Origin of the sequence: Pseudomonas sp. CCI4.2, from assembly GCF_034350045.1 — a bacterium.
Lineage (GTDB): Bacteria > Pseudomonadota > Gammaproteobacteria > Pseudomonadales > Pseudomonadaceae > Aquipseudomonas.
Genome location: NZ_CP133781.1, coordinates 2,481,976 through 2,496,905, shown reverse-complemented (window position 1 = coordinate 2,496,905; position 14,930 = coordinate 2,481,976). Strand labels below are relative to the sequence as shown.

Here is a 14,930-nt window from a genome sequence, read left to right as displayed (position 1 = left end):
AATCCAACCGTCAGTCCGCATGTGACTGATCAGTCACAAACAACTTCTAAGAAACTTTTGCCGAGACGAGAACCTCTGGTTCCGCCCCGACAGACAGCCCGCCAATAACAATACCTGTCGACCAGATCCTGTCGGATCGACATGGGCCCCCATTTTCCAGGCGTATGCCTACCTGTCACGAAGCTCGTGCAATCTCGTTTGCGCGCATACCTGTTCTACGCCAGGAGTAAGTCGTCATGAGCCCAGAAATCGCTGTGCTTGATCTACAAGGTCAGTTCCGGGTCTACACGGAGTTTTACCGCGCAGACGCCGCAGAAAAGACCATTATTCTGGTCAACGGCTCAATGGCCACCACTGCGTCTTTTGCCCAAACCGCCCGTAACCTTTACCCGCAATTCAACGTGGTGCTGTACGACCAACCCTACGCGGGCAAATCCAAAGCCCACAACCTGCATCGCAAACCGCTGACTAAAGAGCTGGAAGGTCAGATCTTGCTTGAACTGATCGACCACTTTGCCGCAGAGCACGTGCTGTCGTTCTCGTGGGGCGGTGCAGCCACCTTGGTCGCCCTCTCCCATCGGCCACGGCGGATCGAGAAAGCTGTCATCAGTTCGTTCTCCCCCGTGGTCAACGACCACATGCGCGACTATCTCGAACGCTGCGTCATGCACCTAGGCGCGTTTGATCGGCACGAAGTCGGCCACTTGGTGAACAACACCATCGGCAAGCACCTGCCGTCATTGTTCAAACGCTTCAACTACCGGCACGTCAGCTCGCTTGATATCCATGAGTACGTGCAGATGCATTTTCACATCAGCGAAGTGCTGAGCATTGATCAACTGTGCTACCTCAACGCAGCACAAAACATCGACGTACCGGTGCTATTCCTTAATGGCGAGTGGGACGAATACACTGCGGCAGAAGACTCCAGGCTCTTCGGCGAGCACGTCGCCAATTGCCAGTTCACCACCCTGCAAAGCACCGGGCACTTCCTCGACATGGAACACAAAACCGCCTGCAGCGATTCGCAAAAGGCCCTGTTGAATTTCCTGAAACCAGAAGCCGCCCCCAAGCGGTCGCGGTACCACCACGTACAGAACCAATATGCGTTTGCACTGTGAAACGAAAGCGTCATTCCCTGCGGGAATTGCCTGATCTAGTTTGCAGGTAATTTCTGCAGGGAATGTTTTTGCCAGAAGCCGGATGGGCGGGAACTGGTGCAAGTCAGACGATGTGGATTTGCTTGAAATGCACCATTCAAGAAATTAGCGCTTCTGTTCACAGGCGACATCTGGTACAAAGTCAGCCGCGAAAAGCGGGTGTCGTATAATGGCATTACTCCAGCTTCCCAAGCTGATAACGAGGGTTCGATTCCCTTCACCCGCTCCAATGCTTTCAAGGCTTTCGGCCTACCCCGCGAAATGTAGGTGCCTGTTACTGCTGTAACGCAGACGTCAGGTTCTTTCCTACTAGGCTGTACACCTATCCCATTTTAGGTGATCTATCGGGGCGTCGCCCCCCCTTAATAACTTCAGACGTCACCGCTACTCACGACCGGCAATCACCATCGCAACACAGCATAACGTCAGAAACCTCCCCAGATTGATCAACACCGACGCTCCGAATCTTTCAAAGACGACGGCAGCGGCAATAGCTCCGACTGCTTGAGTCCCCGTGGCTTTGATTCGTTATACATCCGAGAGTTTTCTGGCTAGTTTTCAGGATATATCGCTACAACCTGATCTATGCCCGCGCTGGTAAGGCCAATTACTTGATAGGCACCATGGTTCCCTTCGACCTCCATTCCTGGAGAGCCTGCCGGCATGCCAGGAGCAGCGATCCCGACAAGGTCGTCACGCTTAGTCATTGCAATTATCTGTTCAGCAGGCACGTGGCCCTCGACAAACTTTTCCTTGATCATCGCGGTGTGGCAGGACGAGAGACGTGGAACAACGCCGAGATCTTGTTTGACAGCGCTCATGTTGGTTTCTACATGATCAATGACGGTGAAGCCGTTTGCTTCAAGATACTGAATCCATTTCTTGCAGCATCCGCAGTTTGCGTCTCGATGAACATCAATTGTCAGGGCCTGAGCTGCTTGAGCGGTTGAGCCGATGAACAGCGCTGCAAACGTTGCGAGACGTAGAGATCGACTAGAAAGTCGGAAGCTAGCCATCATGAATATTTTTCCTTTTACCTTGTCTGCGGTGGGATGCTCCAGTAGCGCTAATGCCATCCGGAGCGTTTAATGCCGCTGCGTTTAGGTTTGGTTGATGATCTCACCCATACGTCGGGGAGGTGGTTCCTCGGTTATTCAAACCGCTGGATGGCATCGCTAAATCGACTCAGAACCACATCCGAATACCCACTACGAATCGAGCATCGTTGGTCTTTTCTCCTTCATCGCTGGCCAGGTCTGCCGTCTTGCCGTAGGAGTGGTTCCAGGTAACACCGACGTAGGGGGCAAATTCACGAACAATCTCGTAACGTAACCGCAAACCTACTTCGGTGTTCGCCAATCCAGATCCTATGCCGCGCTGAGGATCATTTTTTCCGTACAGGTTCACTTCTGCGGTCGGCTGCAAGATCAGGCGATTTGTCAGCAGGATGTCGTAATCGCCCTCAAGTCGAGCAGCGGTTTGACCCTTCTCACCAATGTAGGCGGTCGCTTCAGCTTCAAAGTTATAGAGGGCCATGCCCTGAACGCCGAGCGCTCCCCATGTTTGGGGCGACCCAGGCTTGAAGTCTTGCCGAACGCCAGTGACGACATCCCACCACGGACCGACGGCGTGCCCCCAAAGCGCCTGGAGTTCAGCGTTTTGCGTTACGCCATTGGTGCGTTCACCTTCCGAGCGCAGCCACAGGCGATCAACGTCACCGCCGATCCATCCTTTTGCATCCCAGGCCAGCGCACTACCGTTGTCAGCGTCTTGATACTCAAACTTATCCAGAAGGATGAAGGAGTTAAGTTTTTTGTCGTGAACACCGTGGCCAGCCACATCTGGAAAGGCGGCTGCACGGTCAGCGTCGGTAAGTACGGGGATCGGGGTTCGGCTCGTGGTCGCCCCTCCATCCATGCTGTCCATACCGTCCATGTGCCCGTCGTCCATGCTCATCTTGCTGTGATCCATAGCCCCCATCTTGCTATGGTCCATAGATCCCATTGAGCCGTGGTCCATCTTGGTGTGATCCTTCGCGCCATCTTTCGCTTTGGCTGGCTTGGATTTTTGCGCAGTCGAAGGCGTTGAGTCCGCACTTGATGGCATCGCTATAGACGGATCCATCCCTTCAGCGGCCTGAGCCATGAAAAAGAATGCAGGACTGGTCGAGACTGCCAGTGCCATCAGCGTTGGGCGAAAAAACTTACGGGTCATGATCTCAATCTGCCTTTTTGCCCAGCGGTAAAGAGACAACCCACCAGCGAATTACGATTTAGGTATGTGCTCATAGATTGTCTCCTTTACTCATCAACCCGTACTTCGCGGAACATGCCCATTTCCATATGGAAAAGCAGGTGGCAGTGATAAGCCCAACGTCCTAAGGCATCAGCAGTGACTCGATAGCTGCGTTTGGTACCTGGTGGCATATCGATCGTGTGCTTGCGCACCAAGAACTTGCCGTTCTCATCCTCAAGATCACTCCACATGCCGTGAAGGTGTATGGGATGGGCCATCATGGTGTCGTTCACTAAGGTGATGCGCAGACGCTCGCCATACTTCAGACGAAGTGGCTCGGCGTCAGAGAATTTGATACCGTTGAAGGACCACGAAAACTTCTCCATGTGACCGGTCAGATGAAGCTCGACGGTGCGGTTGGGCTCGCGGCCGTCAGGGTCTTGGAAAGTGCTTTTCAGATCGGAGTAGGTGAGCACTCGACGACCATTGTTGCGCAAGCCTATGCCTGGATCGTTTAGCTTTGGCGTTGGATTCATGGCTTGCATGTCAACCAAGGGGTTGTTGGTTTCGGAGGCTGGGTGAGTCTGCATTTCTCCACCCATTTCGCTCATGCCAGCCATCCCTGACATATCACCGCTGCCCATCCCTGCCATCTTGCTGTGGTCCATCCCGGCCATGTTGGACATGTCGTCGCTGCCCATACCAGCCATACCAGCCATACCGCCCATTCCCATGTCATTCATGGACAAAAGCGGCCGGGGGTCGATCGCTGGCACTTGTGCCTTTAAACCCTCGCGAACTGCAAGGGTTCCGCGTGCATATCCGGTTCTGTCCATAGACTGAGCGAAAATGGTGTATGCCTCTTCCCTGGCAGGCTCTACGATCACGTCATACGTTTCAGCTACGGCGATGCGAAATTCGTCGACACTCACAGGTTTGACATGTTGGCCGTCGGCTGCCACCACGGTCATTTTCAAACCAGGAATGCGAACGTCGAAATAGCTCATCGCCGAGCCGTTGATAAAGCGCAGGCGCAGCTTCTCGCCCGGTTTGAAAATGCCGGTCCAGTTACTGTTAGGCGCCTGGCCATTCATGAGATAGGTATAAGTATCGCCACTGACGTCTGCGAGATCGGTGGGGTTCATTTTCATTTCGGCCCACATCTTGCGATCCTCCACTGTCGCGGACCAACCCTTCTCGCTGACATCGTCGATGAAATCGCCAACGGTACGTTTGTGGTGGTTGTAATAATCCGATTGTTTCTTGAGCTTGGCCATGACGCGAGCAGGATCTTCATCGGTCCAGTCGGTCAGCATCACCACGTAATCGCGGTTGTACTGAAAAGGCTCCGGCTCTTTTGAGTCGATCACGATTGGACCGTAAACGCCGGACTGCTCCTGAAAGCCAGAGTGACTGTGGTACCAGTAGGTGCCGTTTTGATGAACCTTGAATGTGTACTCGTACATTCCATCAGGTGCGATGCCATGGAAGCTCAAGCCAGGTACGCCGTCCATGTTGGCCGGCAGGATGATCCCGTGCCAATGGATTGAGGTGTCATGGTCTAAGCGGTTTTTTACACGCAGGGTAACCGTCTCTCCTTCGCGCCAACGCAGCAAAGGTCCTGGCAATGATCCATTGATGGTCATTGCTGTGCGTGGCGAGCCAGTTATGTTTACAGGGGTTTCACCAATAAACAGATCAAATTCGTTACCGGTGAGAACGCTCGGCAGACCAGGACTGGTCACTGCCCATACGGGAGTGCGCCAAAGGCCAAATCCGCCAAGAATGCCACCCGCGGTCAGACCTTTAACGAACGTCCGCCTAGAGGTTTTGGAATGCATGCCGTTTATGTCCAATCAGTCAAAAGGGAAGCTGCACGAAACCATCAATGAGTTTCTCATGCAGGTTAAAGGCACTCTTTCAGAGCTCTGTTATGAGCTCGGATGAGTTTCGCCCGCCGTCACTAAAGTCGAGCACGTATGACTGCGAGCTCAGAAATTGCCACATTTGAACCACGGCAGTGATTACATTTCTGTCAGCTTGGGAGCGCGGCAGGCTATTAGCAATTCTTGTGGTCCATCGCTTCAGTACTTTCAGCAATGGGACGCTGGGGGCTTTGCTTTTGAGCTAACACGTATGATTCCATTGTCTTATTCTTTGCCGCTTCCATGCGTGCGAATGCTCGGTCACCACCGCCTTCAGCCATAGCAAAAGAAGAAACGGTCAATGCTGCAATGACGAACAAAGCTTTGATAGGGTTCATTTGAATTCCTGTGATCAGTGTTAGTAAGCCGAAACCCAAATTACATGATGAATTTCAGGAGTGAGCCAAAGGTTCACCAAGACTATAAAACTCATCACCTGTCAGTTAGCTTAGGCAAACATTACAGCGGTGTCAGCTTGCGATATTTCACGTTAGGAATACGCTATTTAATCTGTAATTTTTTGATCCTTCACTGCGATATATATCAGCATTTATTAAATTTAAGACGCCTAACGTTAAAATCTTCTGGCCGTTTTAAAAATTGCTGAAGTTTTAATCTTTTCGCACGGCGGTTAACTATGCGAATTTCGACTCATGCACAGTACTTTAGTTTTTATACATTTAAGACGAACATAATTATTTCTCTTGTACGGAGCGGTCTCTTTTCACCGCAACCGCAGCATCAACGTTGACACCACGGCAAGGTCAAGAGTTATGTATTTTTGGCCCCGAGCATCGGTGTCACTCAAACTATTCGGGTATGCCTCAGTCGCAATGCATTGAAAACTACAGACGCAGAACTGACGCTCATGGCTAGCGCAGCGATCATTGGCGACAGAAGGTGCCCCGTCAGTGGATAAAGAAGGCCGGCGGCGAGGGGAATACCCATCGAGTTGTAAAGAAAGGCAAAGCCAAGGTTTTGCCGCATGTTTTTTACTGTTGCAACCGAAAGGGCGCGTGCTCGTACAATCCCCATGAGGTCACCTTTTACCAGTGTAAGCTGCGCGCTATTCATTGCAACGTCAGTCCCTGTTCCCATTGCGATGCCGACATCTGCTCGCGCCAGAGCCGGCGCGTCGTTGATCCCGTCGCCAGCCATGGCAACCTTCCGCCCGTGCTGCTGGAGGTCTGCAACCAGGCGTTCCTTATCCTGCGGTTTCACCTCACCATGGACCTCTTCAATCCCCATCTCCCTGGCGACAGCCCTAGCGGTGGTGAGCCCATCACCGGTGGCCATGATGATTTTTACGTTATCAGCTTTGAGCTTGGCGACTGCTTCTTTGGAGGTCGGTTTTATCGGATCTGACACCGCTAGCAACCCTGCCAAGGCCCCATCAACGGCGAGATAGATGATGCTGATGCCTTCAAGGCGTAACAACTCTGCACGCTCTTGTAAGGCCTTCGTACTCACGCCGGCAGCTTCCATCAACGCAGTGTTGCCCAACTGTATTTTCTTGCGATCAACGAGACCACTGACTCCAATACCTGAACCGGACTCAAACGATTCGGGCTTGGTGAGCTCAATGTTTTCAGTTCGGGCGTGATCAACGATGGCACGAGCCAAAGGATGTTCGCTGCCTTGGTCAAGGCTAGCTGCCAGCTGAAGAACATCGTGGGGGTTGAAATCTGGTGTGGCCTCCACACTGTAAAACACCGGTCGCCCCTCTGTTAGAGTCCCCGTTTTATCGACAATCAGTGTGTCGATCTTGCAAAGGTTTTCGATGGCACTGGCATCCCTGAACAGCACACCCATGCTGGCGGCTTTACCCGTCGAAACCATGATCGACATGGGTGTCGCAAGACCCAGGGCACAGGGGCAAGCGATGATCAGCACGGCGACAGCGTTGATCAGACCAAAGACCCAGCTGGGTTCAGGGCCAAAGAGCCCCCAACCTACGAGTGTCAGCACCGCAATCGTGATAACACCCATCACAAAGTAACCGGCAATCGAGTCGGCCATTCGTTGCATTGGCGCTTTGGAGCGTTGGGCTAGAGCAACCATCTTTACGATTTGCGACAACATGGTGTCGGCGCCGACCTTTTGCGCCTCCATTATCAAGCTCCCATGAGTATTTAGCGTGGCGCCGATCAAACTATCCCCTGCTCTTTTCATTACCGGCACAGGTTCGCCAGTGAGCATGGATTCATCCACCGCACTTTCTCCCTCAAGTACAGCCCCATCAACGGGCACTTTTTCACCAGGTCTGACCCGCAAATGGTCTCCCAAGTGAACATGAGTGAGGGGAATGTCCTGCTCCTGACCATCTGCGTTGATTTTTCGTGCGGTCTTGGGAGACAGACCGAGAAGGGACTTAATGGCGGCGGAGGTCTGCGATCGGGCTTTAAGCTCAAGAATCTGCCCAAGCAAGGTCAGCGAGATGATGACCGCGGAGGCTTCGAAGTAGACGCCAATGCGCCCATCTTGCATGAAGGTGGTGGGAAAGCTTTGGGGAATTAGCGTTGCCACGACGCTGTACAGATAGGCGGCGGCGGTACCCAAACCAATCAAAGTCCACATGTTTGGGCTGCGGTTTCTAACAGATGCTGAACCCCTTACAAAAAAGGGCCAGCCTGCCCATAAGGTAACCGGAGTCGCAAGAGCGAACTCGATCCAGTTTTGGATCGAGCCATGGAAGAGTTGTAACGAATGTCCAGCCATGGCGAGCACGGCCACTGTCACGGTTAATGGTAGCGACCACCAAAAGCGGAGGGTGAAATCCCGGAGTTCGGGATTTTCATCTTCATCGAGCGCAGGCATGACCGGTTCTAGTGTCATGCCACATTTAGGGCAATTGCCAGGCCCGGGCTGGCGTATCTCCGGGTGCATAGGGCAGGTGAACTCGGTACCTTCCTGTACTTCAGCTACTGGAGCGGCGTGGCCAGAGTGATCGGTATTCAGTGGTGCATTGGCGTAGAGCGGCGGTTCTGCTCTGAACTTCTCTTGGCACTTCAGGCTGCAAAACTGATAGATCTGTCCCTGATAAACCTCGCTGAATCTGATCGGCGGGGTAACAGCCATGCCACACACCGGATCGCGCAGACCTTCATCCTCAGCCTTCGCAGCATGAGTGTGGCCATGGTCGCTTATGTCGTTAGGCATATCTGTTTTCCTTTCTCACTTTTGTTTGTTTCTGCCGGATCCACATGTTGACATGTGTCCCTCGTGCCCGTGTCCGAAAACATGCATTAACGGACAGGCTAAACCATTAAGTCCAAAGGGCTCGGTAGGGCCGCCCTATGAAAGCCCCGACTCTGTTGTAACAGTTGCCTGCTCAACAGTGTGTTCGATGATGAACATATCGAGTAAAAACCGATAAGTGTTCATCCGGGTTAACATTTACCTGTCGCAGAGATTACATTTATGTAAGTTTCAAATCAGCGAGACTTATTTGATGCACACTCATCGCAATGGTCCCGTTGCGAGTCACCTCATGAAACTGCTAGTCGCTGAAGATGAACCGACATTGGGCATTTATCTACAGCAGGGCTTGACTGAGGCCGGATTTACCGTTGATCGTTTTACCGACGGCGTTGACGCCCTTCAACACGCCTTAAGCGAGGCCTATGACTTGCTGATTCTGGATGTGATGATGCCTGGAATGGATGGATGGGAACTCCTTCAAAAGGTCCGTAGGTCAGGAAAAGAAGTGCCGGTGCTATTTCTGACGGCGCGAGACAGCATTGAAGATAGGGTCAAGGGACTTGAGCTTGGGGCAGACGATTACCTGATCAAACCATTCGCCTTTTCTGAATTGCTGGCTCGCGTTAGAACCTTGCTACGTCGCGGTAACAGCACCCCTGCGCAAACCCACATAAAAATGGCTGACCTTGAGGTCGACCTGCTCAAACGCAGGGCGATTCGGGGAGGAACGCGCATAGACCTGACAGCTAAGGAGTTTGCGTTGCTAGAGTTGCTGCTGCGCCGTAGAGGCGAAGTGCTCTCAAAATCACTCATCGCCTCCCAGGTCTGGGACATGAACTTCGACAGCGATACCAACGTGATTGAAGTGGCCGTCAGAAGGCTCAGGGCGAAAATTGATGACGACTTCGACGTTAAGCTGATCCAGACCGTCCGAGGTATGGGTTACATGCTGGACTCACCGGACCCGGATCAGAAATGAACCGCCTTTCCCTCACCACACGCCTGAGCTTGATGTTCATGCTTTCGGTAACCGTTGTGCTGACGGTTGCCGGCATGAGTTTTAATCACCTTAGTCAGCGTCATTTCAAGATGCTGGATCAGCAAACCTTGGACGAAAAACTCAGCTCAACTCAACGAATTTTGGGAGAGCTGCACGACATCGATCAATTCAGTGACTTAAAACCACAACTTGAGGCTTTGCTGGGGGCACACCGCGATTTGACGGCGATCATCCTGAACAGTGAAGGAAAGCTGTTTTTCGCCAGCCCCAGGCCCGTCAGTGTCCCAGAGCAACTGCGCAAGCTCGATAGTCATGCAATGTGGGAATGGAAAGACCATGAGCAGACTTACCGCGGCGTCACGGCCCCGGCAATGGTTTCCGGACAGAAAAAGCCGCTAACCGTGTTCTTGATCTTTGATGTGACGCAGCATATGTATTTCTTCGAAACCCTTCAGCAATGGTTTTGGACAGGATTGGTGATCAGCGCGCTAGTCAGTGCAGGGTTGGGGTGGATGGTTGCACGCAGCGGCATGCGCCCTATTCGGCAGGTGACGATGGTCGCGGCCTCGATGTCTGCCGGCTCACTGAAAGAACGCATCCCGTTGGCGCCCGTGCCAAAAGAGCTTCAGCAGATGGTGTCGTCGTTCAACGCAATGTTGTCCCGTCTGGACGATGCGTTTGTCCGGCTTTCGAATTTTTCCGCAGACATTGCTCATGAGTTGCGAACGCCCGTCAGTAACCTGATGACCCACACTGAAGTAGTGCTCTCACGAAAAAGGAACATTGAGGACTACGAAGACAATCTGTTCTCAAATCTTGAGGATTTGAAGCGCATGTCTCGCATGATCGATGACATGCTTTTTCTGGCCAAGTCCGACAATAAGTTGATCAAACCAGAGAACACCCAGATAGACCTGCGGGAGGTGGTGGGGAAACTGCTCGAATACTACCGTCTGCTGGCTGACGAGCGAGGCATTGAGCTTTGCGTCTTCGGTGCTGGAAGTGTTAGCGGTGACGTATTGATGCTGCGCAGGGCTATCTCGAATCTACTATCGAATGCGCTACGGTACACGCCAGAGGGAGAAACCATCCGCATGGATATCTGCCAGACAAACACGTCGACGGTGCTGACGGTACAAAACCCTGGAACGACTATTGCGCCCGAACACCTCGAAAAACTTTTTGATCGTTTTTACCGCGCAGATCCTGCGAGGCGTCAAGGGAGCCCAAGTAACGCAGGACTGGGCCTGTCGATTACTCGGTCGATCATTGAAGCTCATGAGGGCAAGATCTGGTGCACTTCATCCGATGGAACAACTGTTTTTCATATTGAACTCTTTAGCGCCGGCATCAAACGTGCCTAAGAATGACGATTCTTCGAGCCAACGCCTAGCCCAAGAGCCGATTCCTCAAGTACCAGTAGTAGGAACGGGGGCGCTGTCATGTTTGACGTATGTCAACAATCTCCATTCAACAAGCGCTACTGTTTACATGTGGACGGGTGGTCAATGAACCAAAGCATGTTAAGTGGGAAGCAACCACGTCTTTGCAAACGCGGTTGCGGTTGATCCAAGAGTGGGTGCCATCCCTCTATGCATACTGCTCGACTGCATACTGATTCAGCACGGTCCAACCGTGCGAACTTCCCCCTTCGTCTGGAGATTTATTATGCAAGCGCCACTGAAATTGGTTTTAGCCGCTCTAATCGCAGCCATCGCTATAATCGCCAATGCCACGGAAGTTCACCCTCCGGCTGAAGTCGCGCTACCCACCACCGAGACCAGCACTCAGGCCCAGCCTGATGCCGATCATGCCATGACTCAGCAAATGCAAAAGATGCAAGCCGCCCGCGACAAGGTTTCCGCCGCCAAGACGCCTACCGAGCGCCGGGCCGCTATGCAGGAGAGCATGCAGACCATGAAAAGCTCCATGGCCATGATGCGGACTATGCACGCAGGCAAAGGTTGTAATGAGATGGGCATGCCAGGCTCAGCAGATGGCAGTACAGGAATGATGGACATGATGATGAAAATGATGGACCAGCAGTCCAGCATGATGAACATGCAGATGTCCAAATGAAGGCTTACTTGATGCAACGGCGTACCTTTCTCGGAGGGTTAGCGTTGACCGGGCTGGCGGGTCCCTGGTTACAGGCGTGGTCGGCAGACACCATGACCTCATCATCAACACCTCTTGGACTACCGTTGCTGACACCGGAGCTGCTACCGACTGGCAGCTCACTACGAGAAATCCCCAAATTAGCCAACACCAGCAGCGTACCCGGCTACTTTGAGGCAACTCTGACCGCTGCACCTGTTTCGGTTCCCTTTGTTCCCGGAAAAACCGCAACCGAATTCTGGGCCTACAACGGGGGCCTACCTGGCCCACTGATCGAGCTGTTTGAGGGTGACAAGGTCGTCATCACCTTCGTCAACAATCTTACACAGCCATCCACTATTCACTGGCACGGCTTGCAGGTACCGTCGGACCAGGACGGTAATCCGCATGATCCTGTACCACCCGGCGGACGCCGTATTTACAGTTTCAATTTGCCCGAAGGCAGCGCAGGCACTTATTGGTATCACCCGCATCCGCACCAAAATACGGCGGAACAAGCGTTCCGAGGCTTGGCAGGTCCACTGTTGATAAGGTCGCGCCATGACCCTCTGGCCCATTTACCAGAGAGGTTGTTGGTGGTTTCAGATCTCAAACTCGACCGTTACGCCACCATCGCACCCAACGAAGCCCACGACTGGATGAATGGTCGCGAAGGCCAGTTCGCCTTGGTCAATGCTCAGCACCAACCCGTTTTACCATTCGCCGCTGGAGGTCGTGAGCGCTGGCGCGTCTTGAACGCCTGTAGTGCTCGCTATCTGCAACTTGCGCTGCCAGGCAGCACACTAACGTTGGTCGGTACCGACGGTGGTCTGCTCGAAAAGCCACAGTCGGGGTTGACCGAATATCTGCTGGCCCCAAGTCAGCGGATCGAACTGATAATCGACGCGGGCAGCCGTCGCGACCGTGTGGAATTGAACGCTAATATCTATGCGCGCGGCAAAATGGGCGAAGTGGCGCCCGATCACATCATGCCTCTGCTGACAGTTGATTTTACGACAGTCACAGCCACTGACCAGGCAGCCCTGCCGCTTATGCTCGGCTCAGTACCCGACCTTGGTACCGCCACCGCAAGCAAACAGGTGGTATTCAGCGAAAAAATGACTATGGCCAACGGTCGCCATAGCGTGCAGTTTCTGGTCAACAATCAAGAATACGACATGCAACGTATCGATCTGGTGAGCCGAATCAACGAGGTCGAGCTTTGGGAAATCGTCAATCACTCTGACATGGATCATCCCTTCCACCTGCACGGCACTCAGTTCCAAGTGGTTGAGCGGGAGTTTAACGGCGTAGTCACACCGGTATCTTTCCGTGCATGGCAAGACACCGTCAACCTGCGTTCAAGTGAAATCGTACGCATTAAAACCATACAGCGATTGCCTGGTCTGCGGATGTTTCACTGCCATATCCTCGAACACGAAGAGATGGGCATGATGGGGCAACTCAACGTGGTTTGATCAAGCCCGACTCTAAAGCCCTAAGCGCATGCACTGCCAACTCGAACAACCTGAAAAATTGCTTGGGTCGGAAGTGAGCGCGCTCACCCATTAATTTGAGGAACCGACGGGACTTGACTGTTGGTTAGGTAGCATTTGCACGGGGAACCTCCCACTGATCCAACGGATAAGCGGTGGTGAAAGTGGAAATGAAAATGACTTAAACCATCTTCAGAGCTGAACACAAGAACAGGCACAAAGCTTACTGAATTGTAATCGACCGACCTGCTGTCATGTGGCATCGTGTCCCAGCTCTAGCACGCGAGAATATTTAATCTATGCCCGAGTCAGTACTTACGTAACGCAGCAGGCACTTGTTATCCGCATGTCGTTTTTAACCTGAATCGATAAATTAAAATCTAGATCGCCCTCCAAACTTCGAATCGACAGCATATGCTGCGAGGAGTCTTGCATGTCATTGTTTAAAACTACAACTTTAGCGGCTGCACTTACTACCGGATTACTCTTGAGCGCTGCCGCCCAAGCGCATCCAAAGTTAATCACTTCAAATCCTGCGGACGGTTCGAACTCCGTGGCGCCTGCCAAGATCGAGCTGCATTTCTCGGAAAATCTCACTACTCAGTTTTCGGGAGCGAAACTGATAATGACAGACATGCCTGGCATGCCTAATTCACCCATGGGTATTAAGGCGACTATATCAGGCAGCGATGATCCGAAAACGATGGTCATCAAGCCCGCCTCTCCACTCTCCTCGGGGTCTTATAAAGTCGAGTGGCGAGCGGTCTCTTCAGACACTCACCCCATGACAGGCAATTTTTCTTTCAAAGTGAAATGATCCATGAGCGACTCAATCAACATAGCCCTTCGCTTCGCTCTTTATATGGACCTTATGCTGCTGTTCGGCCTGGCAACGTTTGGCCTGTATAGCCTGAGGGCCAAAGAGAGGGTGTCCGGCGCTGTTATTAATTTTGAGTCGCTGCTTTTTGGTGCCGCATTGACGGCCTTAGCCCTATCATTTTTCGCAATGTTATTACTTGCGAAGATGATGAGTGGGGTTTCAGATTTTATGGAACTTCATCATCACATTTTTCAAATGGTACTGATGGGGACAGATGTTGGGCTTACGTGGATGGTCCGAATAACAGCCCTTGTACTGGCGTGCATAGCCGCCACTCTGAACAAACGCTTTCCGACGCCAAGTTTATGGTCGGTGACGATATTGAGCGCTGTCGCCCTTGCTACTCTTGCGTGGACTGGACACGGCGCTATGGATGAGGGCAGTCGTCGTTATATGCATTTCACCAGCGATATTTTTCACCTTTGGGCAGCAGGTGGCTGGTTAGGTGCTCTCGCTGGATTCGCTTTACTGCTGCGAGCGAGGATGCTTAAAGGCGAACAGGAGGTACGAATTCTGGCAAGAGCCCTGACCGGGTTCGAGTCAGCTGGGGCGCTGATCGTAATCACCATAGGGTTGTCCGGAACAGTGAACTACCTTTTCATAGTCGGGCCTACCTTAGACCAAGTTATGTTCAGCACTTATGGCGTACTTCTAAGTTTGAAGACCCTACTGTTTGCAGGAATGCTTGTATTGGCATCCCTTAATCGTTTTCATTTGAGTCCATTATTAGAGCGATCCATTAAGGAAGGACACTGCGCAATTGCCGTCACTGCGTTGCGACGCAGCATGACCTTGGAGCTCTCCATCGCGGTAGTCATTGTAGCCCTCGTGGCTTGGCTAGGAACCTTAAGCCCCGAGGTGGACATGTCAGCTGCGGCTGGGTAATCAGACTCGGAGTATGACGCATAAGTGCTGTGTAACCCCACCGCCTATGCA

Annotated in this window: 12 protein-coding genes, 1 tRNA gene and 1 pseudogene; 8 read left to right on the top strand and 6 right to left on the bottom strand. The window is 52.5% G+C overall.

The window, feature by feature from the left end; genetic code table 11:
- Positions 1-236 precede the first annotated feature (236 nt).
- Together RHM65_RS11315 and RHM65_RS11310 are read left to right on the top strand one after the other, a co-directional pair.
- Positions 237-1,121: an alpha/beta hydrolase gene (locus RHM65_RS11315; protein ID WP_322165898.1), complete on the top strand. Its 885-nt coding sequence runs from the start codon at positions 237-239 to the stop codon at positions 1,119-1,121.
- Between the two features lie 194 nt (positions 1,122-1,315).
- A tRNA-Gly gene (locus RHM65_RS11310) sits at positions 1,316-1,389 on the top strand.
- A gap of 322 nt (positions 1,390-1,711) precedes the next feature.
- Here the strand turns inward: RHM65_RS11310 and RHM65_RS11305 are convergent.
- From RHM65_RS11305 to RHM65_RS11280, 6 genes and pseudogenes are all read right to left on the bottom strand, one after another.
- Complete coding sequence (locus RHM65_RS11305; protein WP_322165899.1) at positions 1,712-2,179, bottom strand: DUF411 domain-containing protein; 468 nt, start codon at positions 2,177-2,179, stop codon at positions 1,712-1,714.
- Between the two features lie 166 nt (positions 2,180-2,345).
- Positions 2,346-3,374 carry a copper resistance protein B gene (locus RHM65_RS11300; protein ID WP_322185068.1) on the bottom strand — a complete coding sequence of 343 codons (1,029 nt, stop codon included), beginning with the start codon at positions 3,372-3,374 and terminating at the stop codon, positions 2,346-2,348.
- Between the two features lie 86 nt (positions 3,375-3,460).
- Positions 3,461-5,236 (bottom strand): copper resistance system multicopper oxidase, encoded by a 1,776-nt coding sequence (locus tag RHM65_RS11295; RefSeq protein WP_322185066.1) that lies wholly within the window; start codon positions 5,234-5,236, stop codon positions 3,461-3,463.
- A gap of 218 nt (positions 5,237-5,454) precedes the next feature.
- Positions 5,455-5,658, bottom strand: a complete 204-nt coding sequence (locus tag RHM65_RS11290) for a co-regulatory protein PtrA N-terminal domain-containing protein (RefSeq protein ID WP_322165901.1) — start codon at positions 5,656-5,658, stop codon at positions 5,455-5,457.
- Positions 5,659-6,124: 466 nt separating this feature from the next.
- Positions 6,125-8,479 (bottom strand): heavy metal translocating P-type ATPase, encoded by a 2,355-nt coding sequence (locus RHM65_RS11285; RefSeq protein ID WP_322165902.1) that lies wholly within the window; start codon positions 8,477-8,479, stop codon positions 6,125-6,127.
- A gap of 15 nt (positions 8,480-8,494) precedes the next feature.
- Positions 8,495-8,581, bottom strand: a pseudogene (locus tag RHM65_RS11280) (DUF2933 domain-containing protein); the annotation flags it as partial.
- A 229-nt stretch (positions 8,582-8,810) separates the two neighbouring features.
- Between RHM65_RS11280 and RHM65_RS11275 the strand changes: the two are divergent.
- The 6 genes from RHM65_RS11275 (at position 8,811) to copD (ending at position 14,879) form a co-directional block, all read left to right on the top strand.
- Complete coding sequence (locus tag RHM65_RS11275; RefSeq protein ID WP_322165903.1) at positions 8,811-9,500, top strand: heavy metal response regulator transcription factor; 690 nt, start codon at positions 8,811-8,813, stop codon at positions 9,498-9,500.
- The gene (locus RHM65_RS11270) at positions 9,497-10,885 is read left to right on the top strand and encodes a heavy metal sensor histidine kinase (protein WP_322185064.1); all 1,389 of its coding nucleotides are present in this window, start codon (positions 9,497-9,499) and stop codon (positions 10,883-10,885) included. Before RHM65_RS11275 ends, RHM65_RS11270 begins: the two co-directional genes overlap by 4 nt.
- A 304-nt stretch (positions 10,886-11,189) precedes the next feature.
- Positions 11,190-11,600: a hypothetical protein gene (locus RHM65_RS11265; protein WP_322165905.1), complete on the top strand. Its 411-nt coding sequence runs from the start codon at positions 11,190-11,192 to the stop codon at positions 11,598-11,600.
- Between the two features lie 11 nt (positions 11,601-11,611).
- Positions 11,612-13,096 (top strand): multicopper oxidase family protein, encoded by a 1,485-nt coding sequence (locus RHM65_RS11260; protein ID WP_322185062.1) that lies wholly within the window; start codon positions 11,612-11,614, stop codon positions 13,094-13,096.
- A gap of 451 nt (positions 13,097-13,547) precedes the next feature.
- Positions 13,548-13,931, top strand: coding sequence for a copper homeostasis periplasmic binding protein CopC (gene copC / locus RHM65_RS11255; protein WP_322185060.1), 384 nt, complete (start codon positions 13,548-13,550; stop codon positions 13,929-13,931).
- Positions 13,932-13,934: 3 nt separating this feature from the next.
- Complete coding sequence (copD, locus tag RHM65_RS11250) at positions 13,935-14,879, top strand: copper homeostasis membrane protein CopD (protein WP_322165908.1); 945 nt, start codon at positions 13,935-13,937, stop codon at positions 14,877-14,879.
- Positions 14,880-14,930: the final 51 nt, after the last annotated feature.